The organism is Pseudarthrobacter raffinosi (genome assembly GCF_023913735.1).
Lineage (GTDB): Bacteria > Actinomycetota > Actinomycetes > Actinomycetales > Micrococcaceae > Arthrobacter > Arthrobacter raffinosi.
In genome coordinates, this window is the sequence record NZ_JAMXBH010000019.1 from 74,859 (window position 1) to 97,100 (window position 22,242).

At 65.7% G+C, this 22,242-nt stretch carries 21 protein-coding genes; 17 read left to right on the forward strand and 4 right to left on the reverse strand.

The window, feature by feature from the left end; genetic code table 11:
• Both NG698_RS16895 and NG698_RS16900 read left to right on the forward strand, forming a co-directional pair.
• Positions 1–960, forward strand: coding sequence for a DUF4194 domain-containing protein (locus tag NG698_RS16895; protein WP_252611152.1), 960 nt, complete (start codon positions 1–3; stop codon positions 958–960).
• Positions 957–4,436: an ATP-binding protein gene (locus NG698_RS16900; protein ID WP_252611154.1), complete on the forward strand. Its 3,480-nt coding sequence runs from the start codon at positions 957–959 to the stop codon at positions 4,434–4,436. The genes NG698_RS16895 and NG698_RS16900 overlap by 4 nt, the downstream gene beginning before the upstream one ends.
• A gap of 107 nt (positions 4,437–4,543) precedes the next feature.
• On the opposite strand, the gene NG698_RS16905 is transcribed toward NG698_RS16900, so the two are convergent.
• The gene (locus NG698_RS16905) at positions 4,544–5,083 is read right to left on the reverse strand and encodes a TetR/AcrR family transcriptional regulator (RefSeq protein ID WP_252599581.1); all 540 of its coding nucleotides are present in this window, start codon (positions 5,081–5,083) and stop codon (positions 4,544–4,546) included.
• Positions 5,080–7,065 (reverse strand): MFS transporter, encoded by a 1,986-nt coding sequence (locus NG698_RS16910; protein ID WP_252599580.1) that lies wholly within the window; start codon positions 7,063–7,065, stop codon positions 5,080–5,082. Before NG698_RS16910 ends, NG698_RS16905 begins: the two co-directional genes overlap by 4 nt.
• A 208-nt stretch (positions 7,066–7,273) precedes the next feature.
• Here NG698_RS16910 and NG698_RS16915 point away from each other — a divergent pair, with 208 nt between their 5' ends.
• The 5 genes from NG698_RS16915 to NG698_RS16935 are packed head-to-tail and all read left to right on the forward strand — an operon-like array spanning position 7,274 to position 12,478.
• A complete protein-coding gene (locus NG698_RS16915) occupies positions 7,274–8,371 on the forward strand; it encodes an iron-siderophore ABC transporter substrate-binding protein (RefSeq protein ID WP_252599579.1) in 1,098 nt (365 codons plus the stop codon).
• Positions 8,372–8,381: 10 nt separating this feature from the next.
• A complete protein-coding gene (locus NG698_RS16920; RefSeq protein WP_252599578.1) occupies positions 8,382–9,521 on the forward strand; it encodes a FecCD family ABC transporter permease in 1,140 nt (379 codons plus the stop codon).
• 23 nt (positions 9,522–9,544) lie between these two features.
• Positions 9,545–10,624: a FecCD family ABC transporter permease gene (locus NG698_RS16925; protein ID WP_256471195.1), complete on the forward strand. Its 1,080-nt coding sequence runs from the start codon at positions 9,545–9,547 to the stop codon at positions 10,622–10,624.
• Position 10,625: 1 nt separating this feature from the next.
• A complete protein-coding gene (locus NG698_RS16930) occupies positions 10,626–11,441 on the forward strand; it encodes an ABC transporter ATP-binding protein (protein WP_104063674.1) in 816 nt (271 codons plus the stop codon).
• Positions 11,438–12,478 carry a siderophore-interacting protein gene (locus tag NG698_RS16935; protein ID WP_252599576.1) on the forward strand — a complete coding sequence of 347 codons (1,041 nt, stop codon included), beginning with the start codon at positions 11,438–11,440 and terminating at the stop codon, positions 12,476–12,478. The genes NG698_RS16930 and NG698_RS16935 overlap by 4 nt, the downstream gene beginning before the upstream one ends.
• Before the next feature lie 261 nt (positions 12,479–12,739).
• On the opposite strand, the gene NG698_RS21815 is transcribed toward NG698_RS16935, so the two are convergent.
• On the reverse strand, positions 12,740–13,654 hold the full coding sequence (locus tag NG698_RS21815; protein WP_308293048.1) for a glycoside hydrolase family 16 protein: 915 nt from the start codon (positions 13,652–13,654) through the stop codon (positions 12,740–12,742).
• Positions 13,655–14,058: 404 nt separating this feature from the next.
• Between NG698_RS21815 and NG698_RS16945 the strand changes: the two genes are divergently transcribed.
• The 5 genes from NG698_RS16945 (at position 14,059) to NG698_RS16965 (ending at position 19,065) form a co-directional block, all read left to right on the forward strand.
• Entirely contained in the window at positions 14,059–14,922 is an 864-nt protein-coding gene (locus tag NG698_RS16945) for an SGNH/GDSL hydrolase family protein (protein WP_252599575.1), read from the forward strand.
• A gap of 220 nt (positions 14,923–15,142) precedes the next feature.
• A complete protein-coding gene (locus tag NG698_RS16950; protein ID WP_252599574.1) occupies positions 15,143–16,234 on the forward strand; it encodes an extracellular solute-binding protein in 1,092 nt (363 codons plus the stop codon).
• 1 nt (position 16,235) lies between these two features.
• Positions 16,236–17,120 (forward strand): ABC transporter permease, encoded by an 885-nt coding sequence (locus NG698_RS16955; protein WP_252599573.1) that lies wholly within the window; start codon positions 16,236–16,238, stop codon positions 17,118–17,120.
• Positions 17,107–17,934, forward strand: coding sequence for an ABC transporter permease (locus NG698_RS16960; RefSeq protein ID WP_056342111.1), 828 nt, complete (start codon positions 17,107–17,109; stop codon positions 17,932–17,934). The genes NG698_RS16955 and NG698_RS16960 overlap by 14 nt, the downstream gene beginning before the upstream one ends.
• 9 nt (positions 17,935–17,943) lie before the next feature.
• The gene (locus tag NG698_RS16965; protein WP_252599572.1) at positions 17,944–19,065 is read left to right on the forward strand and encodes an ABC transporter ATP-binding protein; all 1,122 of its coding nucleotides are present in this window, start codon (positions 17,944–17,946) and stop codon (positions 19,063–19,065) included.
• Positions 19,066–19,134: 69 nt separating this feature from the next.
• Here the strand turns inward: NG698_RS16965 and NG698_RS16970 are convergent, their stop codons facing one another.
• Positions 19,135–19,422, reverse strand: coding sequence for a YciI family protein (locus NG698_RS16970; protein WP_252599571.1), 288 nt, complete (start codon positions 19,420–19,422; stop codon positions 19,135–19,137).
• An 82-nt stretch (positions 19,423–19,504) separates the two neighbouring features.
• Between NG698_RS16970 and NG698_RS16975 the strand changes: the two genes are divergently transcribed.
• The 5 genes from NG698_RS16975 to rpsN all read left to right on the forward strand — a co-directional run bounded on the left by NG698_RS16975 (position 19,505) and on the right by rpsN (position 21,799).
• Positions 19,505–19,996, forward strand: coding sequence for a MarR family winged helix-turn-helix transcriptional regulator (locus tag NG698_RS16975; protein ID WP_056342119.1), 492 nt, complete (start codon positions 19,505–19,507; stop codon positions 19,994–19,996).
• Between the two features lie 75 nt (positions 19,997–20,071).
• Positions 20,072–20,833 carry an SGNH/GDSL hydrolase family protein gene (locus NG698_RS16980; RefSeq protein WP_252611158.1) on the forward strand — a complete coding sequence of 254 codons (762 nt, stop codon included), beginning with the start codon at positions 20,072–20,074 and terminating at the stop codon, positions 20,831–20,833.
• 252 nt (positions 20,834–21,085) lie between these two features.
• Positions 21,086–21,322, forward strand: coding sequence for a 50S ribosomal protein L28 (gene rpmB / locus NG698_RS16985; protein ID WP_056342125.1), 237 nt, complete (start codon positions 21,086–21,088; stop codon positions 21,320–21,322).
• A complete protein-coding gene (rpmG, locus tag NG698_RS16990) occupies positions 21,322–21,489 on the forward strand; it encodes a 50S ribosomal protein L33 (protein WP_013602737.1) in 168 nt (55 codons plus the stop codon). The genes rpmB and rpmG overlap by 1 nt, the downstream gene beginning before the upstream one ends.
• A gap of 4 nt (positions 21,490–21,493) precedes the next feature.
• On the forward strand, positions 21,494–21,799 hold the full coding sequence (gene rpsN, locus NG698_RS16995; protein ID WP_026266887.1) for a 30S ribosomal protein S14: 306 nt from the start codon (positions 21,494–21,496) through the stop codon (positions 21,797–21,799).
• Positions 21,800–22,242 lie beyond the last annotated feature (443 nt).

Below are 22,242 nucleotides of genomic sequence, written 5' to 3' on the forward strand. Positions count from 1 at the left end.
ATGACTGAAGAAATTACGACGGCGGCACCCCCCGTTGAGGAGGCCGCACCGGCGGTTGAGCCCGAGATCCAGGGGATTTCGACAGGCTCAATCACCAGGGGCGCCGGAGTCACGCCCCGGGACACGTTTGTGGACGGCGCGGCACTGTTTCCCGGTGACATCGGCGTTCTCTCGATGAAGGTGCGCCAGGCGCTGGTCAAGCTGCTCAAGGGCCCGTACGTCGACGGCGGCCGCGACGAGAAACTGTGGACCACGCTGCTGGACAACCAGATCATCCTGCGCAGCCGCCTGTCCGAGCTGTTCCTGACCCTGCAGCTGGACCACGAGCGCAAGATCGCCGTCCTGCGCCCGGTGGATCCTGAGGCCATCGGGGGCAGCAGCCGGTCGAGCATCCTGCGCCAACAGCGTGCGCTGAGCCGGGTGGAGACCATCGTGCTGCTCCGCCTGCGGATGCTGCTGGACCGCCACGTCACGGCCCAGACCGATGCCACCATCACCCGCGAGGAAATCGCCGACCTTGTGGCCCACTACCAGCCCGCCGGCCAGCAGGACGCGCTGCGGGATTCGGACGTGGTCACCCGGGCCATCACCAAGCTCCTGGCCCGCCAGCTGCTCCTCACCACGGGCCTGGACGACGTCTACACCATCTCCAACGCCCTCCCGCTGGCTCTCCCCTTCGAAAACATCGGCGACATCCCAGCCCAAATCGAAGCCCTGGTAGCAGCAACCACAGACCCAACAGGCACAGAACCCCTGCTGGAGCTGGACGGCGACAGTGGTGCCGAGGATGACGACGCCGGCGGTGACGTACCAAACGACGACGGCGATGCCGCCCAGGGAGTGGCATCGGGCCTATCGGAGCCGCGCGCTGAGCTGATCGAAGATCAGCGGCGCGGCGAAGGGGCGGGGGCGGCATCGTCGTCGGCGTCCCCAGCCACGACAACGGAGGAAGCCAAGTGAGCATCGCAATCATGCTGCCCATGGGCGACCTCACGAACCCCGGCCAGATGCGCCTGGCGTTGGTGCAGGTGGTCAACTGGGGCACGTTCCATGGGGCGCACACGATGCACGTGGACCGGAACGGAACCCTGCTGACGGGCAACTCGGGCGTGGGCAAGTCCACCCTGTTTGACGCCATGCTGCGGGTGTTTGATGCCCGGCCGCGCTCCAACGAGGCCGCGGCCCAGCGTGCCGGCGGTGCTGTGGAGGACAAGAGGACCACCTTCACGTACATGCGCGGCAAGGTGGGCGACAAAGCGGTGGGCGAGGGCTCGGCCAGCGCGTTCCAGCGCCCCGGTGCCACCTGGTCCGCCGTCGCCCTGACGTTTGATAACGCCGCGGGCACCCGCATCACGGTGTCCGCACTGTTCGACCTGCCCAAAAACGGCACGGAGTCCAGCGTTGGGCGTTTCTACGTGATCGACAGCAAGCCGCTGGACCTGCCGGCCATCGAGGACATCGCCGACAAGCGCTTCACCAAGGCTGCGCTGGAGACGATCTTCCCGGACGCCCAGATCTTCGATGTCCACAAGGCCTTCGCGGAGCGTTTCCGCCGGCTCCTGGGCATCAGTTCGGACCAGGCTCTGCCCCTGCTGCGCGTGATCCAGGCCGGCAAGGGCCTGGGCGGCAGCGTCAATACCTTCTTCCGCGACCAGGTCCTGGACGCCCCCGCTACCCTCGCCGCTGCCGATGACGTGGTGGAGGAATTCAGCAACCTCATGTCGATCCGGCAGCGGCTGGAGGACGTGCGGCAGCAGCGGGACCAGCTGGCCCCCGTGCCCGGCCTGAACAATGAATACGCGCAGTCGCTCCTGGACGCAAACCGGCTCCGTGAGCTGTCCGGCGAGGAGTTCGACGCCTACAAGCAGCAGCTCGCCGTCACGGTGCATCAGAAGACACTGGCCCGGTTCAAGGAGCTGGCCCAGGCGAAAGCCAAGGAGCTGGGCGCGGAACGCTCGGTCCGCGACGGGCTGGCCAAGGAACTGCGCCAGCTGGAGACCGATTACAACAACCAGGGCGGCAACGCGATCTCCGCGATCGAGCAGTCGCTGGACAACGCCAAGGTGGGTCTGCGGCTGCGCGAGCAGGTGGAGGAAGCGGTCCGCAAGGCCCTGTCCGACGCCGGCCTGCAGCTGGAGTGGACCGCTGACGGTTGGGAACAGGCCCACGAGCAGGCTGCCGCCAGGTCGGCCGAACTCAAGGACGACTCCCAGGCCCTGCAGGAGCTCCGCTTCGAAGCCTTCGACGGCCACGCCACCAAAAAGCGTGAGCTGGCGGCAGCCCAGCAGGAGCTCGTGTCGCTGAAGACGCGCAAGTCCCTGCTGCCGCCGTCGAGCATTGAAAACCGTGCGGCCATCGCCGCGGCCACCGGGGTTCCTGAGGACCGGATGCCGTTCGGCGGCGAACTGATGGACCTCGCCGAAGGGGAGGAACACTGGCGGCCGGCCGCGGAGCGTGCCCTCCGGAACCTCGCCACCACGTTGCTGGTCCCCGGCGAACATTTCGCCGCGGTGACCCGCTACCTGAACGACAACAAAGTGCGTGGCGCCCTGCGCGCGGTGGACGTATCCAAGCCGATCGCGGGCGGCGCCCTCGCCGTGGAGGACGCGCGCGACGGCGATCTGCTCACCAAGCTGGACATCCTCGCCAGCGGCGCGGTGGTGGACGCCGGGGAATGGATCCGGGAGCGGATCGCCCTCGATTTCGCCTTCCCGTGCGTCGAGGACCCCAACGAGCTGGCCACCCTGGACAAGGGCCTGAGCCTGGGAGGTGTGGTCAAACGCAACCGGCACACGGTGGAGAAGGACGACCGTTTCACCAGCCGCCAGGACTACGTGCTCGGGTTCGACAACGCCGCCAAGCTGGAACTTGTGGCCGCCCAGGTGGAGGACCTGCAGCAGGAACTCGCCAAGGCCGCCGAGCTGGCGCAAAGCCGTGAAGAGTCGCACCAGGGCATGAGCCGGCAGCTCGATGCCCTCCGACGAATCGCGGAGGACCACCGGCCCTGGGAACAGGTGTCCGCTGCCGTCGCAGCCGATGAACTCACCCGGATTGAACAGCGGCTCAAGGATGCCCTCGCGGCCCAGGCCGACCTGGAACCGCTGCGGGCCAACATCGAAACGGCCCGGCAGAAACACCAGGCCAGCACCGAAGCCGCAGCAGTCCTGCAGAGCGAATACAAGGCCCTGGACCGGCAGCTGAGCGCTGCCGATTCGCTGCTGGAAGCCGCGCGTGCCCGCCTGGAGCAGGCGCCGCCGTCGGACGCCACCGTCAGTGCGCTGGAGCCGTACTTCACCGACTTCGGCGACGTCAGCGAGATGCATGAGCTGGACAACCTGGCCAACCGCGTCCGGACGGCGCTGCTCGGGGAGCTGCACGCCGCCGAGACGCGCGGTCAGGCAACCTCCGAGCGGCTGACCCGGATCTTCGAGGGCTTTGTGCGCGAGTGGGGCTCCGCGATCTCGGCGGACCACGGCACCTCAATCGGTGCGGCCGGGGAGTTCGAAGGCCGCTACCACGCCATCATCAGCGACGGCCTGCCCGCCCAGGAGTCCGAGTTCCGGCAGTTTTTCAACCAGCGCACGCATGAATCGTTCAGCACGCTGCTGCACCTGCTGGACGAGGAGCGGCGGTCCATTACCAGCCGCATCCTGCCGCTCAACGGCATCCTGTCCGAGGTCAACTTCCATGAGGGCAGCTTCCTGGAACTGGACATCAAGCAGACCCTGCCGGCCGCGGCCAAGCAGTTCAAGGACGCTATCCAGAACGCGCTGAAGGCCCGGCACACTCGGCCCGCCCGCGCCGGATCCGGCCCGGGTTCCGGCCCGGAAAGCGGGGGAGGCGACGACGCCGAGCTCACCGCTCGGTACAAGACCCTCGAAACGCTCGTAAAGCGGCTCGGCTCGCCCACCCCCGAGGACCGGCGGTGGCGCGCCGAAGTCCTGGATGTCCGCGGGCACCTGTTCATCCAGTGCAAGGAGCACCGGGAGGTGGCCGGGCCGGCCTCAGGCAGGAGGGGCGGCGGCAAGCGGACCGACGTTTACATGCATGCCGACACCGGCTCCATGTCCGGCGGCGAGCGGCAGCGCTTCACCGCGTTCATCATGGCCGCGGCGCTGAGCTACCAGCTGGGCATCGCCGAGCAGGGGTTCACCACTTACGGCACCGTGATGATGGACGAGGCGTTTGTGCTGGCATCGGAGGAGTTTGCCGGCGCCGGGATCAAGGCGCTGCACGAGTTCGGTTTCCAGCTGCTGCTGGCCGCTCCGGAGAACGTGATCGACCTGTCCCGGCACCTGGGCTCGGTGACGGAGATCCTGCGGGACAAGCGCACCAACCGCTCCGGCGTGCTTACCGCCCCGGTGATCCGGCCCAGGCCCGGCGCGGAAGGCCAGTGGCGGTCCGAGGCGAACCCCGTGGACATCGTGCTCCGCTGACCCGGACGCTCTCTCACTTGATACGGGTTTTTTACCAACGCTCTCTCACTTTCTTGAGGAAAGTGAGAGAGCGTTGGTGTTTTTTCTGGGTTAAGTGAGAGAGGGTTTTAGAGGGCAGCGGTGCAGGCGTCGATCTGGGCCTGGACGATTGCGCCGTAGTGTCCCACCAGCTCGTCAAAGTTCCAGCCGTCGAAGAGGCCCAGGGTGCGGACGGACTCGCCGAATCCGGTCATCAGGGCCACCACGGTGGAGGCGAACCGCCGCTCCGGTGTTGTGTCCCCGATCAGGCTCGCGATGGCGGCGAGGTATCTTTCGCGGACATCCGTTCGAGCTGCCTCGGGGTCGGGAGAGTCCAGCACGGCGAACGGGATGATGGCCCACGGCTCCTGCGTTCCGCGTTCCCGGCGCATCAACACACGGAACACCAGCGCCCTGCCCAGTTCCGACGTCGGGACCTCCAGTTCGGCGAGCTGCGATTCGTCGGGCCGGACGGCGGCATAGAGCTTTTCCTTGCAGACGAAGAGTTTCATGACCAGGGCCGCCGAAACGCCAGCGTCCGCGGCTATGTCCCGCACCGTGACGGCGCGGTATCCGCGTTCCCCGAAAAGCCGCCCGGCGGCGCTGACGATCGCGTCGTGGCTGCTCATGCGCCCACCGGCTCCATGGACTTTTCCTCCACACGCGGCGCGGCGAGATGAACGGTGACAGAGCGGTTGTCCACCGCGAGCTTCCGCGCCATGGCCTGGTGCGTCGCCGGATCAACCATGCTCACGACGTAGCGGCCGGCGAGGGGCAGCGGAAACGCATACGCGCCGTCGTCGTCCGAAAGGGTGGTGTGCACGTAACCCCCGCTTGCCTCAAGGAGCGTCACCACCGCGCCGGCCACAGCCGCGCTTCCGGCCGTGACCAGTCCGCTGATCTCCAGCCGGTCCCGAAGAAGGAAGTTCTGGTGCCGGGTGCGGCCGTCGAAGTCGAAGACCTCGGCCATCGGCGCCCAGCCGGCTGCATTGGTCACCATGAGGTACTTCCCGGCGCCGGGGAGGGCCACCGAATAGTTGCCTTCCGTATCGACCCGGCTCCAGTCCACCGGCTCGCCGGCGGTCTGAAGTACGGTCACGACGGCGGGAGTGACGGGGCGGTTGTCCGGTGCAAGGACGCGCCCCTGCACCACGATTTCGGCCGTATTGACGGAGGCGGCGGTGTCAGCTGCGGATGGCCGGCGGGCTGCCGTGGCCTTCGGGATGAAGACCGTGGCCACCACCGATGCTGCGGCTGCCAGCGCGGCCAGCCAGAACACGTCCTTGAAGGCATCGAAGGACGGACGCTGCACGGCCCCCACCGTCATGCTGACCGAGGTGAGGACCGCGGCAACCGCTGCGCTCGACGTCGAGGTGCCGATGGACCGGACCAGGCTGTTCAGCCCGTTGGCCGAGGCCGTCTCGGTGATCGGCACCACGCCCATGATCAGTGTGGGCATGGCCGCGTAGGCGATGGCGGTGCCCACGCTGACAACGGTTGAACCGATGATTACCCATGCGATGGAGTCGTAGAAGAAGACTCGGCTCACGTAGCCCACAATCATCACGACGGCGCCGGCGATCAGCGCAGACTTACCGCCGAAGACGCGGATGATACGTCCGGAAACAGGCGCGAAAATCACCATCGCGAGCCCGGAGGGGACCATACACAGCCCTGCGGTGATGACGTTCAGCCCGAATCCGTATCCCGTGGCGGTAGGCAGCTGGAGCTGCTGGGTGGTGAGGAGCATGTTGGCGAACATGGCGAAGCCGACGAGCAGCGAGGCCACGTTGGTCATGAGCACCGGCCTGCGGCCCGATGTCCGCAGGTCAACCATCGGCTGGCTGACTTTCAGCTCGTACGGGACCCAAGCAGCCAGGAGTATTGCGGCCGTGAGGAACAGCAGCAGCACCGGCTCCGAGCCCCAGCCCCAGGCGCCGCCTTTGGAGATCGCCAGCAGCAGGGCAGCCAGGGCTGCGGAGAGCACCAGCGCCCCCGCGTAGTCGAAGCGCCCGGGCGTGCGGACCTTGGATTCGGGAACCACCAGCGCCACGGCAACGAGCAGCAGTGCGCCGGCAGCGGCGGACACCCAGAAGATCGAGGCCCACCCCAGGCTCTCGTACAGCACTCCGGCGAGGGGCAGGCCCATGGCGCTGCCGATTCCCAGCGTGGCGCTCATCAAGGCAACGGCGGAGCCCATCTTCTCCTTGGGCAGCTCATCGCGCATGATGCTGATGCCCACCGGAATCAGGGCCGATGCGAACCCTTGGAGCGTCCTGCCGATGACCAGCCACAGGAAGGATCCGCCAACCGCGGCAATGACCGAGCCGGCCACCATGATTGCAAGGCAAACCACCATCATCTTGCGCTTGCCGTACATGTCCGCGCTGCGGGACACGATGGGTGTTGCCACGGCGCTGGCGAGCAGGGTGGCGGTCACCAGCCAGGAGGCGTCGTCGGCGGTGATATCCAGGATCCGGGGGAAATCCGGAAGGAGCGGCACTACGAGCGTTTGCATGAGGGCCACCACCGTGCCGCTGAGGGCAAGTACGGCGGTGATGGCGGACGGGGACGGGCCCCGGGTGTTGTTCAGGGCGTTGGAACGCGGCATCAGGTGCTTTCAAGTGTGGACTGGGATGGAGCGCGGCACGGTGAACGCGTGTTTACCCCTTGAGAGTGAACCACCGTTCACCCCTGCCGGCAATGACCTGGCGCTATACGTTGCGTCACATGATCAATTACGCAATACAAAGCTTTTCTAATTCAGAGCAGGCTAGGCTACCCTTACTTAGGTTCGCATCATTCACCTAAGGAGTTCCGTGACTTGCCCCCTCTTATCCGGCCCGAGCGCCACCCGCCGCACGCTGTTCAAGTCAGCCGGCAAGGCAACGGCCGTTCTGGCCGCCGCGGCACTCACACTGTCCGCCTGCTCCACCGGCCCCGCGTCCTCCACCTCGGACGCCAGCAGCTCCAGCTCCAGCTCCAGCAGCTCGCAGTTCCCGGTCACCATCAAGCACGCCTTCGGTGAAACCACCGTCAAGGAACAGCCCAAGCGCGTAGTCACCGTTTCCTGGGTCAACGACGACGTTGCCCTTGCCCTCGGCGTGGTCCCGGTGGGCGTCCCCAAGAACGAATGGGGCGGCAACGAGCAGGGCTCCACGCCGTGGAAGGACGCGGCGCTGAAGGAACTCGGCGCGGGCTTCGGTTCCGACAAGGCTCCGGTCCAGTTCTCCGAGGCTGATGGCATCAACTTCACCGAGATCGCCAAGCTCACCCCGGACGTCATCCTGGCCGCCTACTCCGGCCTTACCGAAGAGGACTACAAGAAGCTCAGCGAGATCGCCCCCGTGGTGGCGCACCCCGAGGTTGCCTACGGAACCTCATGGCAGGATTCAACCTCCATCATCGGCAAGGCCCTGGGCAAGGAGGCTGAAGCTACCAAGCTCATCGCCGACACTGAGGCCACCGTCAAGACGGAAGCTGCCAAGTACCCGCAGATCGCCGGCAAGAGCTTCGTCTACGGTTACACCGATCCCTCGGACCTCACTGCCACGGGCTTCTACACCGCCAATGACAACCGTCCGAAGTTCCTCTCAGCGATCGGGATGAAGCTGGCCCCGGTCGCCGAGAAGGCTTCAGCCGGCTCCAAGGACTTCTTCGTGCCGTGGGCCGCCGAGAAGGCCAACGAGCTTGAGGCCGATATCTTCCTGAGCTCGGTTGAGGATGCCGCGACCGCCGCGGCCGTCAAGAGCGACCCCTTGCTGGGCCAGATTCCGGCAGTCAAGAACGGCGCGTTCGTTGCCGACGCGGACAAGAGCCTGGTCCTGGCAATCTCGGCCTCCTCGCCGCTGAGCCTGCCGTGGGCGCTGGACACCTTCCTCCCGCAGCTCGCCACCGCCGCGGATGCAGTGAAGTAAGCACCGCTCCATGACGGAAAGTACGACGGCGGCACCCGCCGGACAGCGCGAACGGACAGTTGGGGCCCCGATCGGGTCGCAACGAGGGCCCCAAGTGTCCGTTCGCGCCGGTCGATTGGCTAGCGCCGGTGGATTGGCCCGCACCGGTGGGAAGGCCAGAACCAGGCAGGTTGCCTGGCTGCTGGCTACCGTCGTCGTACTTTCTTTGTTAGCCGCCGCTTCCCTGGCCATCGGCGCCCGGGGCCTTTCCCTGACCACCGTGTGGCAGGCCCTCACCCAGTTCGATCCCGCCAACGGCGACCACGCCGTGGTCCACGCGCGCATCCCCCGCACCGTCCTGGGCATCCTCGTTGGCGGCGCCCTGGGCCTCGCCGGCGCCGCCATGCAGGGCGTTGCCCGGAACCCGCTGGCAGACCCGGGCATCATGGGCGTCAACGCCGGAGCCGCGCTGGCCGTGGTCACCGGCATCTACCTTTTCGGCGTCACTTCCCTCAGCGGCTACATCTGGTTCGCCTTCATCGGCGCCGGAGCCGCCGCCGTCGTGGTTTACCTCATCGCGTCGATGGGCAGGGACGGTGCGACGCCGGTCAAGCTCGCCCTCGCCGGCGCCGCGCTCAGCGCCGGGCTCTATTCCCTGATGAGCGTCATTCTCGTCTCCAGCCAGGACACCCTGGACCGCTTCCGTTTCTGGCAGGTGGGCGGAATCTCCGGCCGCGACTGGGCAGTGGTGCTCCCGGGCCTCCCGTTCCTGGCCGTCGGGGCACTGATTGTTCTTGGCACCGGCCGCATCCTCAACAGCCTCGCGCTGGGTGATGACATTGCCCGCGGCCTGGGCCAGCGTGTGGGCCTGAGCCGGGGAGTCACCGCCCTGGGGATTGTGCTGCTGTGCGGCTCCGCGACGGCCTTGGCAGGGCCCATCGGCTTTGTTGGCCTGGTCATTCCGCACGCGGTCCGCTCACTCACCGGCCCCGACTACCGCTGGATCCTGCCGTTCTCCCTGGTCCTCGCGCCGGCACTTTTGCTCGGCGCGGACATTATCGGCCGCGTTGTGCTGCTTCCCGGCGAGGTCCCGGCCGGCATAATGACCGCACTCGTGGGTGCGCCCGTCTTCGTCTGGCTCATCCGCCGTGGCAAGGGGGCCGGCCTGTGACCACGCTCGAATCCCCCGCCGAGATGGCACTTGACAGCAATCGCACGCGCAAACATTGGCGTGAACTGCCATCTCGCGTGCTGACCCGGACCGCCGTTCTGGCCCTCGGCGTCGTGGTTATGTTCGCCATCTACGTGCTCCTGGGCAGCTACACCGTGACCATCCCGGACTTCTTCAAGATCCTCATCGGACTCCTGACCGGCGGCGAAAGAATCCCGGGCGCAAGCTTCATTGTTATGGAGAACAAGCTGCCCCGGGCCGTTATCGGCGTGATGATCGGCGCCGCGTTCGGCCTCTCCGGCGGCCTGTTCCAGACCATGCTTCGCAACCCGCTGGCCAGCCCCGACGTGATCGGCATCAGCTACGGAGCCAGCGCGGCCGCGGTCACCGCCATCGTGATCTTCGGCGCCACAGGTCCCGCCGTGTCCGCAGCGGCACTCGGCGGCGCGCTGGGCATCGCAGCGCTGATCTACGCCATTTCCCGCGGACCGTCACTGGGCTCAGGCGGCGGCAACCGGGGGAACGCCGCGGGCAACCGGCTGATTCTGGCCGGTGTGGGCATCGCCGCCGCCCTCCACGCGGTGGTCAACTTCATGATGACCCGCGCGGACATCCGCACGGCAGCCGACGCACTCGTCTGGCTTAACGGCTCCCTCAACTCCGCCAACTGGGACCGGGCGGGCATGCTCTCCTTGGCGCTGCTGGTCCTGGTCCCCGCCGTCATCGCCCTTGCCGGGCCGCTGCGCATCCTGGAACTCGGCGACGACGCCGCGGCCGGGCTGGGCATCCGCGTCGGGTTCACGCGCCTCGCCGTGGTGGTCACCGCCGTCGCACTGGCCGCAGTGGCGACGGCGGCTGCCGGGCCGGTCTCGTTCGTCGCCTTCCTGGCCGGTCCCATCGCCCGGCGCTTCACCCGTAAAGCCAGCCTCCCGGCGTCGGCCCTGGTGGGTGCGCTGATTGTCCTCACCGCCGACTACGTCGCGGCCAACCTCGCCCCCTTGCTGCTGGACGGCACCGTGCTGCCCGTCGGTGTTATCACCGGCGCGCTCGGTGCCCCGTTCCTGCTGTGGCTTCTGGTCACGGCTAACCGAAAGGATGCCTGACATGGCCGTTCTCAGCGCCCAGGACCTCACCCTCAAATACGACCAGCGCTGCGTGGTGGACGGCCTCACGGCGGAAATCCCCGAGGGCAAGGTGACTATGATTGTGGGCGCCAACGCCTGCGGCAAGTCCACGCTCCTCCGTGGCCTGTCCCGCCTCCTTAAGCCCGCCTCCGGCACGGTGACCCTGGACGGCAAGGACATCCACGCCCGCCCGGCCCGTGAATTGGCGCGCACCCTGGGGCTCCTCCCGCAGCACCCCACGGCGCCGGACGGCATCGCTGTCCGCGACCTCGTGGGCCGCGGCCGGTATCCGCACCAGGGCTTCTTCCGCAGCTGGAGCACCGAGGACGACGCCGCCGTGCAGCGCGCGCTCGAAGCGACGGAAACGCTGGAACTCGCTGAGCGGAACGTCGATGAACTGTCCGGCGGCCAGCGCCAGCGCGTCTGGATCGCCATGGCGCTCGCCCAGGAGACCGACGTGCTCCTGCTGGACGAACCCACCACATATCTGGACCTGGCGCACCAGGTGGAAGTCCTGGACCTGGTCACGGATCTGAACCGCAAGCGCGGCACCACCGTGGCCATCGTCCTGCACGACCTGAACCTGGCGGCACGCTACGCGGACCATGTCATCGCCATGAAGGGCGGCGAGATCGTGGCCCTGGGTGACCCCATAACTGTTGTCACCGAAAAGCTGGTCCGCGACGTTTTCGGCCTTGAGTCCCGGGTGATTCCCGATCCCGTCTCGGGCACACCCCTGATCATCCCCATCGGCCGCCACCACACCGCCGCAACCGAACTGGAGCTCGTTTCATGAAGACCCGCGACATCGCCGCCACCGAGCCCATGACCCTGGCTTTCGAGGTGACCGTTTCCTCGGTGCAGGAGCTGAGCCCCAACTTCCGCCGGATCACCTTCGGCGGCTACTCGCTGCGGGACTTCGGCGTTAACGGCGATACCCTTGACCTGCGGATCAAACTGATGATCCCTTCCCTGGCGTCCGACGGTACAAAGCTGCCGCTGCCGGTCTTCGAAATGGCGCAGGCCGGCTGGTACCAGGAATGGCTGGCCATGGACCCCGCAGTCCGCGGCTCGATGCGCACGTACACGGTCCGCCAGTCCCGGCTCGATGCCGTTTATCCCGAAATTGACGTTGACTTTGTGATGCACTTCGACGCCGACGGGCACGGCGGTCCCGCCGCGAACTGGGCCCAGAACGCCCAGCCGGGCGACGCCATCACTATAATCGGCCCCAACAGCCGAGCCGCCCAGTGCTACACCGCCGAGGTCTACGGTGGCATCGAGTGGCGGCCCGGAATGGCCCAGCGCGTCCTGCTCGCCGGCGACGAAACCGCCATCCCCGCTATCTCCGCCATCCTCGAAAGCCTGCCGTCCTACATGACCGGCCACGCCCTCCTGGAAGTACCGGAAGCCGGCGACTTCCTCGACCTCACGACGGACGCCGACATCGATATCACCTGGCTTGCCCGCGGCGCCGCCATTGGCCGCTCACGCCCGCACGGCGAGCTGCTGCAGCAGGCAGTGCGCACTGCAGTTCCCGTTCCCGGCTGGGTGGGAATCAAAGCGTCCGACGCCGGCGCGGGCCCGGAGCCCGAAGACGTCAATGTGGACGTGGACATCCTCTGGGAGACCCCCGCGCGGATGGAAACAGCCGAAATCGAGGCCACCAAGAACCCCGCCATGCCGGCCGGCGCCATGCCTTTCTACGCCTGGATCGCCGGTGAGGCTGCCGTCATCAAGGACATGCGGCGGTACCTTGTGCGGGACGTGGGGATCGACCGGAAGCAGGTTGCTTTCATGGGGTACTGGCGTCAGGGTAAGGCCGAGGTCTAAAGCCTTCCGTCGTATGCGGCGGTTGGGTGCGCCGCAACCGCCGCCTTGCCGTCGCTTAGCGGTTGGACCCGTCCCAAACTTCGCAAGCTCAGTTCGGGGCCCTCGGGTCCGCCCTTCCTCCCGACGCTGCGCTCGGCCGCGGGCGGCCTTGCTCCGCTCTGGTCGGCGATGCGCTCCTACGCAAGACAGGGGCTGCGGCTCGTTGGGCCTGTCACGTCCAAACGCTCTCTCACTTCCTGTGGGTTTTTTCCAAACGCTCTCTCACTTGTAGACGCGGACCCAATCGACCTGCATCTGCGAGGGCTTGGTGGCGGAGCCGTCCGGGAACCAATCCAGCTGCAATGTCTGCTTCATGGCGACAGAGGGCTGGTGCGCCGGGTTCGGGTCAGTGAAGGTCTTTACTCCGTCGACGTATCCGCTGATGCCGGCCGGGGTCCACTCCACCGCGTAGTTGTGCCACTGTGTGCTATCGACGGGCGTCGCCGTTGTGGTCTGGAAATCCGCTCCACCACAGGCGTAGTGCAGGAAGAACCTCATCACGGAGGTGACTGTGCTGCCCTCGGCATAATCGATCTCGGCACAGTTCGGGGCAGCGTTGTTGTTGAGGATAAGGACCGGGTGGTATTTCGGGTCCCGTGAATTGGTTTTCATGCGCGTTTCCCAGCGACCATACCTTTGTTCCGCGAACTTTGCCGACATGCCGCCCGTGGTGCCGGCTGCGTCTCCGTTAACGGTGGCCACGCCGTTGGCAACCGACCAAGCCTGGGGACTGCGCAGGCCTTTGCCGGCATGCCCAGCACTGTTATAGACACTCCATTTTGTCCGGTCCGGTGCGCCGGTGTTGGAGAATTCGTCGCCCGTCAGGACCGGGCCCCAACCGAAGGCGGCAGCTGCCTGCGCACCGTCACCCGTCGTGGCGAGAGCCTGGCCGGCTGCGGGCCCCGGCTGGGCCGGGGCCGGGGCAGCGGCCAGCGCGGGCGCCGGGGGGACGGCTGCCGCCGGGGTTTCCGCCGCCGAAGCGGGGGTCTGGCCACTGCTCGAAGCCGTGGGCGCCGGAGATGCTGCGGCAGTTGGGGCTGGAGTGGCAGGTGCGGACTCGCGGCCAGCCGAGGATGGGGCAGACGCCCCATTGGTCGTAGGGGCTAGGCCGCATCCTGTCAGGGACAAAGCACCCATGGTCGTTATGATGGCTATTTTCTTGAACAAGATACCTCCGGGCTAGGACTGGAAGAAAAGACTGATGCACTTGAGACGATGACGAGTGCGGAAAGCATCCTTGGGCCCCTTGGCAGGGCCGGAGCTAGCAGGCGCCGAAGGGGCGCATCGGGGGTCCAGTGATCGGGCGCCCGGGGCCCTGCATTGGGGCCAGCCGCCAACGTTACCTGATCGTGACCATCGGTCGCAATAATGTGACAAAGGCTGAGGAGCTGCCGATGATCAGAGGCGGCGGCTTGATGGAAACGCCTAGCACCCGGCACTGCAAACGCTCCCTTGCACTCTGCCCCTAGATCTCAACCCTTCTGCACATCCTGTTGCTGTCCGTTTACCTTGGTGTTTCTTTGGGCGGTTACTTTCAGTGGATGGGTTCTAATCCTTTACTCTCGGACCGTGAGGGCCGGCGGGTGTTTGTCGCTTTGGGGGACTCGTTTACAGAAGGTGTTGGGGACCGGGATGAGCGGCTGCCCAACGGGGTCCGGGGGTGGGCTGACCGGGTGGCCGAGAAGCTGGCCAAGGCTGAGCCGGGGTGGGAATATGCCAACCTGGCCATCAGGAGCAAGCGCCTGCGCCACGTCGTCACCGAGCAGCTGGAACCGGCGCTGGCCATGAGGCCCACGCTGATCACGCTGTACGCCGGCGGAAACGACATCCTGGACATCGGCACGGATATGGCTGTCCTGATGGACGAGTACGAGGACCTCGTGGCGCGACTCGCCGGGACCGGGGCCACGGTGGTCCTGTTCACCGGCTTCGACGTCAAAGTCTCGGCCGTTCTGGAGCTGCTGAAGAAGCGGAACACGGTCTACAACCAGCGCGTCCGGGAGATCTCTGCGAAATACGGGACAGTCCTGGTGGATTACTGGTGCCTGGACGCCTTCCATGACCGGCGGATGTGGGACTCGGACCGCCTCCACATGTCCAAGGCGGGCCACAAGTACCTCGCCGGGCAGGTGCTGGACCAGCTCGGGGTGCCCCACAAAATCCGGCTCAAGGACTGGGACCCGCCGGCGCGGCTCAGCCTCCGGGAGTGGGAACAGCGGCAGCGTCGTTGGGTTAACGACTGGGTGCTGCCGCTTTTTGGCCGCAAAATCAGGGGCGTCACCCTCGGGGATGCACTGGCGCCGCGCTGGCCGGAACCCGTCAAGGTGCCGCGGAAGCGCGGGCTGAAGAAGCTGATGGACCGGGACGCGGTACTCAAGAACAGCCCGAAAGTAAGTGGTTTGTAAACATCTGTTGACTTGTGTGCAACATCACAGATACTGTTGCGGCACTGACGACGACTCAACGCGTCAGTTCTAGTCCGCTCAGCGCTGCGTGGGCCGTTCGGGGCATGAACCGCCGCCGTCGGGATGCCAGCGTGAACGCGGAATCCCCAACCTGCCCCTTCGGCACACGGTGTCCTTTGCGTGCGCCGGGAGGGCCCCAGCCTTGAGAGGCACCACCGCGATGACTGACAGTTCCCTTCATTTTGACCGCAGGAAACTCCTGAAAGCAGCAGCGTTGACCCCATTCGCAGGCCTGGCACTGTCCGGCTGCGGGGCAAAGCCCGCCGATAGCGCGGCAGCCAACAAGACAGTCACGGTCACCTCCTACGGCGGCTCCTACAATGACCAGCTGACCCAGACGATTCTGGACCCCTTCTCCAAGCAGTCGGGGATCCAAACCACGCTGCTGGCCAACACCAGCCTGGCCTCCCTCAAGGCCCAGGTGCAGTCCGGGGACGTGCAGTGGGACCTCGTGGAAATCACCGCCCCGGAATACGAAACGGCCGTGGCAGAAGGCCTCGTGGAGCCGTTCGACTACAACATCATCAGCGACAAGGGCCTGCCCGGCTACGCCAAGGCGGAGTACGGCATCAAGTACCTGAGCTTCCTGTTCGTGATGGCATGGGACCAGAAGGCCATCCCCGATGCGCAGGCCCCCAAGGACTGGGCGCAGTTCTTCGACCAGGGCAAGTACGATACCAAGCGCTCGGTCTACAACCAGCTCTCGGACAGCTCCGTGCTGGAGGCCGCACTCCTGGCCGACGGCGTGCCGTTCGACCAGATATACCCGCTCGACGTCGACCGGGCCCTGCGCGTGCTGGGCCACCACCCCGGCAAGGACCGCCTGCTTTACCACGCGGCCAACCAGGAGCCCATCCAGCAGCTCACCTCGGGCGAGGTCTCGCTGTCCACGAGCTTCAACAACCGCATTAACGCGGCCCGCAACGACGGCGCCAAGCTGAACTTCAGCGCGGAGAACGCAGTGCTGGCCGGCGACTACTTCGTGGTGCCGAAGGGGGCCAAGAACAAGGAAGCCGCCTTCAAACTGATGAACTTCATGTCCAATGATGCCGAGGCCGGCGCCGCCTTCGATACGGTCACCAACCTGACCCTGGCCAACACTCCGGCGCTGTCCAAGCTGCCTAAGGAAGTCGCAGACACCCTGCCCACCAGTCCGCGCCTAGCCGACAAGATCCTGGTCCGTGACGACAAATGGTGGTCGGAGAACCTGAAGAAGACCGAGCAGCAGTTCAAGCTGTGGCAGGCCAGCTGACATGAGCAACGCAACCTTGCAACGCGCGCGTCCGGAGGGACGCGCCCCGGCACCGGAGCAGGAGAAACCCCGACGGCGGCGCACCACCTGGTGGCTGCTGCTGGCCCCGATCCTGGCCTTCGACGTCGTACTGTTCCTCAGCCCGCTGGGCAAACTGGTGGGCTCGAGCTTCACTGGCAACGCCTACCAGCGCGTCCTCGAAGACCCGCTGGTGGTCCGTTCCCTGATCAACACCCTGAGCATCAGCCTGGCATCCACCGTCGTCACCGTGGTCCTGGGCTACGTCATTGCCCTGGTGCTGTGGCGCTCCGGCACGGTGACCCGCGTGATCCTGTTCGCCGTGGTGCTGCTGCCCTTCTGGACCGGCATCCTGGTGAAGAACTTCGCGTGGGCCGTGCTCCTGCAGGACAACGGCATCGTGAACTCCTTCCTCCAGACGGTGGGCCTCACCGATGCTCCCATTGAGCTGCTGCACAACCGGCTGGCCGTGATTATCGGCATGGTTCACTGCCTGCTCCCGTATGCGGTGTTCCCGATTTTCTCCTCGCTGACTTCCATCGATGACCGGCTTGCCCTGGCGGCGCGATCGCTCGGGGCCAAGGAAGCCTCAATCTTCCGCCGGATCATCCTGCCGCTCAGCACGCCGGGCATCTCCGCGGCAGGCTTGCTCGTGTTCATCATCAGCACCGGCTTCTTCATCACCCCGGTGGTCATGGGCGGACCCGGCGACATGATGATCGCCAACCAGATCGACTACTACGCGCGCCAGCTCACCGACTTCTCCGGGGCCGCGGCCCTGGCCGTGATCCTGACAGTGCTGGTCAGCATCCTCGTTGCCATTTACCAGCGAGTGCTCAAGGCGGGAGGCCAACATGCAGACAACTAATCCCCGGCAGCGACTGCTGACGCTGCTTTCCATTCCGGTGTTCCTGTTCCTGGTGGTCCCGACGGCGATCGTGGTGCCTGTTGCCCTTAACGACAGCCGCTACATCACTTTCCCGCCCGAAGGGATCTCGTTCGCCGCCGTCGCCGGCTTCTTCGCTGACAAGGCTTGGACCTCGGCACTGACGGCCAGCCTCCAATCTGCAGCGATCGCCGTCGTGATCGGTGTGATTCTCGGCGCGACCGCGGCGATCGGCCTGCACGGACGCAAGTTCCCGGGCCAGCAGGCTGTCGTCGGGCTGATCCTGGCGCCGATGATCGTCCCCACCGTGGTGCTGGCGCTGGCGTTCTACCAGTTCTTCATCTCCCTCGGCGTGCTGGGCAGCATCCTCCCCATCGGCCTGGCGCATGCCGTCATCGCCACCCCGTACGTGTACCTGACCACGCGTGCCAGCCTTGCCGGACTGAACCCGGCGCTGGTCAATTCGGCGCAGAGCCTGGGCGCCGGATGGCTGTCCGTGTTCCGGCACGTCTACCTGCCGGTCATCCTGCCCGGGCTGGTTTCCGGGGCGCTGTTCGCCTTCTCGGTCTCCATCGACGAGACCGTCATGTCCCTGTTCATGCAGTCGCCCAGCGCCACCACCTTGCCCGTGAAGATGTTCACCGACATCCAGTTCAACCTGACCCCCAAGATCGCGGTGTCCTCGGCTCTGTTGGTCACCGTGGCCACCTTGGGGCTGTTGTTCCAGGTCATGTTCGTTCTCAAACGGCGTTCCACCGCCAGGATGCTGCCGCTGGCCGTGTCCGCACCAAACTAAGGAAGGCCCATGACTACTTCAGTGATTTCCGCAGCAGCAAGCACCAGGACGACGGCGTCCGCACAAGGTTCCATTGAACTCCGGCAGGTCCGCAAGACGTACGGCGACGTGGTTGCCGTCGACGAACTGGACCTGGTGGTGGAACCCGGCGAATTCGTCACCCTGCTGGGACCGAGCGGATCCGGCAAGACCACCACCATGATGATGGTGGCCGGCTTCGAGGAGCACACGTCCGGGAGCGTCCTGATCGACGGCAAGCCCGTGGATTCGCTCCCGCCCCGGGACCGGAACCTGGGCGTCGTGTTCCAGAACTACGCCCTCTTCCCGCACATGAGCGCCCGCGAAAACGTGGAGTTCGCGCTCCGGATGCGCAAGGTGCCTAAGGCCGAACGGCGTCAACGCGCCGATAGCGCGCTGGAACGCGTGGGCCTGGGCACGATGGGCGACCGCAAGCCCCGCCAGCTCTCCGGCGGGCAGCAGCAGCGCGTGGCCCTGGCCCGCGCGCTGGTGTTCAACCCGGCCGCGCTGCTCCTGGACGAGCCCATGGCCGCCCTCGACAAGCGGCTCCGCGAACACATGCAGGAAGAGATCAAGACGCTGCAGAAGAGCCTGGGCATCTCCGTCCTTTTCGTCACGCACGACCAGGACGAGGCGATGGCCATGTCCGACCGGATCGTGGTCATGAAGGACGGCAGGATCGTCCAGTCGGGCCCGCCCGAAGAGGTCTACAACCACCCGCTCACGGATTGGGTGGCCAGCTTCCTTGGCGACACCAACCTCATCCCGTGCACCGTCCTGGAACGCAAGGACGGCGAGGCGCTGGTTGACCTCGGCGGCCTGGGCCTGGGCCGTGTGCGCGACCGCGGCGTCGCCGGCGAGAACTACGCCGTGTCCATCCGTCCCGAACACCTCAAGTTCAGCTCCGAGGCAAGCGCGGACAACTGCGGCAAGGCGGCGCTGGTCTCCTCGACCAACCTGGGCGCCACGGTGCGCCACCGCCTCACGGCCGGCGGCCACGAGCTCCAGGTGCGCGAACTCAGTTCAGATGCGACGAATCGGCCCGCGCCAGGCGCGGAGCTGTTCGTGACCTGGGAGCCGGACAAGGCCCAGCTGCTGGTTCTGGAGCAGTAGGTGCTTCCGGGGAACTGCCGGGGATGCCGGGCATTTCCCCGGCAGCCTGCTGGCGCGGGGGCCAGGGGCCTAGGTGTCCAGCAGGTTTTCGTAACCCTCTGCCACGGTCGTGGCGGTGAATTCGATAACTTCGAACTCGGCCACTCCGTTGCTGTAGAAAGGATCCTTGGCCAACGCGGCATCCAGCGTGGTTCGGTCCGCCTTGGACAACAGCACACCGCCCACCGCCGGAACCAGGCGTCCGGACGCAAGGAACACGCCGTCGTCGAACGCCTGCTTAACCCACGCCATATGCGCAGGGCGGTGATAGTCCACGATGTCTTCGGGCACCTTGTAGGTCAGCGATACAACAAACATAAAGTCAGCCTACCCGGATGGGTCCACGGGAACTGGTGCGTCACTTGAACGCTCAACCACGCTCTGCTTCTAGAATGGACGCATGACCGAACCGCGCTGGCTCAACGCCGACGAACGCCGTGCCTGGCTGGCACTCCTGAGCATCAACACGCTGCTGCCGGCTGCCCTGGACAACCAGCTCCACACCGCCGGCAAGGTGTCACTGTTCGATTACAACGTCATGGCCATGCTGTCCGAAGCCGAGGGCCGCTTCCTGCCGATGAGCCAGCTGGCCGCCCGTACGAGTTCGTCGCTTTCCCGGCTCTCGCATGTGGTTGCCAAACTGGAGAAGCGCGGATGGCTGGAGCGGCGTCCGCACCCCCGCGATGCCCGGGTCACCACCGCACACCTGTCCGACGTCGGGATGGCCACTTTGGAGGCACTCGCACCGGGGCACGTGGAGGCGGTGCGCACTAAGTTCCTGGACGCCCTGACGGAACGCGACGTCAACGACCTCGCCCGCATCGGCGAAAAGATCGTGGCCCGGCTGGACGATGACCACTGGATCCTCCGCGAGACCGAAAGCCGGCCATAAGCCGTCGCCCTGATGGACACCGTCCGGACAGGCCCCGCCTTGGTTGCTCCCGGCAACAGATGAAAGACTGACGCCATGGACTTTTCGACCCGGCATGTAGCGCTCGGCGATTCCTTCACGGAAGGGGTCGGGGATGACGATCCCAGCCGCCCCAACGGCGTGCGGGGCTGGGCGGATCGCGTGGCGGAGCAGCTGGGCGCGGCGGATCCCGGCTTCGGCTACGCCAACCTGGCCATCCGCGGCAGGAAGCTCCGCCAGATCATGGCAGAACAGGTGGACGCCGCCGTCGAACTTAACCCCACCCTGGTGACCATTTACGCAGGTGCCAACGACATTCTGCGGCCCAAGATCGACATCGACGATCTGCTGGCGGAGTACGACGCCGGCATCCGCAAGCTGGCGGCCACGGGCGCCACAGTGGTGATGTTCACCGGCTTCGACGCGCGCGGTTCGAAGGTCTTCAGCACTATGCGTGGCCGCACCGCCATCTACAACGAACTGGTCCGCGGCATTGCCGGGGACCATGGAGCGTTGCTGGTGGATTACTGGCGCTTTAACGAGTACTACGACTGGGGCATGTGGGCCCAGGACCGGATGCACATGTCTGCCGCCGGGCACGCCAACATGGCCAAACGCGTCCTTACCGTCCTGGAGCACGACCACTCGATCGAGGTCCCGCCCATGACCCCGGTGCCCGAGCTGAACCGGGCCGAAGCTCTCCGCGCCAACGCCCGCTGGGTCCGCGAATTCGCCGGCCCCTGGGTGGTCCGCCGTGTTACCGGCAAGTCCTCGGGCGACGGACTGGCGCCCAAGTACGCCCAGCTCACGCGCCTCTGAAGCAGGCCCCCTTATACACCGTCCGAGCACGGATTGGTCTTTAATTGCGTGAACTCGTAGACTTGGTGAGCGCTAAGTGCGCGGAGCGTGCGCAATTGCTCCGGTGGCCCGGTAATTTTCTCCAGGGTAGCCGGTAGTTAGGGGCTCAAGTTGCGTGACTAACCGTTCACCCTGATCACTTTGGGTCGCACTTAGCCGCATGATCCTGCAGCAGATATGCGGATCATTACATTCAATTCTTGAGGAGAAGTCATGGCAGCACACTGCCAAGTGACCGGAGCCGAGCCGGGCTTTGGGCACAGCATTTCGCACTCGCACCGTCGCAACAAGCGTCGGTTCGATCCGAACATCCAGAAGAAGCGCTACTGGGTTCCGTCCCTGCGCCGTAACGTCACTCTGCAGCTTTCTGCAAAGGGCATCAAGACCATCGACGTGCGCGGCATCGACGTAGTCGTCGCCGCCATCCTTGCTCGGGGAGTGAAGCTCTAATGGCTAAGGACAAGGACGTACGTCCGATCATCAAGCTCAAGTCGACTGCGGGCACGGGTTACACCTACGTGACGCGGAAGAACCGTCGTAACGACCCGGACCGTATGGTTCTGAAGAAGTACGATCCCAAGATCCGTCAGCACGTCGAATTCCGAGAGGAGCGCTAAACACATGGCTAAGAAGTCAATGATCGCAAAGAACGAACAGCGTAAAGTCATCGTTGAGCGTTACGCTGCAAAGCGCCTCGAACTGAAGAAGGCTCTGGTTGACCCCAACTCGACCGACGAAGTTCGCGAAGCAGCACGCCTCGGCCTGCAGAAGCTTCCCCGCAACGCGTCGCCCGTCCGTCTGCGTAACCGCGACATCATCGACGGCCGTCCCCGCGGTACCTTCCAGAAGTTCGGTATCTCCCGTGTTCGCTTCCGCGACATGGCTCACCGCGGTGAGCTCCCGGGCATCACCAAGTCTTCCTGGTAATCCAGCACCGCTGATTCCAGCTGCTTGAGAAGGGCCGGCAACCGTTTGGTTGCCGGCCCTTCTGCGTTTTAGGCCTGCGGTGATCGAGCCCATCGGTGATCGAGCTTCCCGGCGAAGGGCTTGTCGAGATCCGTGAGAGGCGTCGGCCGTTGTGCCGCAGCACACAGAACTCACTTACGACGGCGGCGCCCGAATTTGGGTGCCGATACCGGCTTTGGGCCCGGAATGGCGGGGTTTCGACCTGTTGTGGGGGTGGATTTGCGGTGGGGGTTGGGTGGGTGTATTGTTTTCTAAGTCGCCGCGAGGGGAACAGCGAAGAGCTGGTTACCGCGGGCGGCCAAACCCCCTAATTCAAGACCAAATGTTGGTTGTTCTTTTGAGCGCCTTTGTTTGGTGGGGATGTGTTTTCTGCTGGTGCGGGTCCTGGAATATGGGTTTGCATC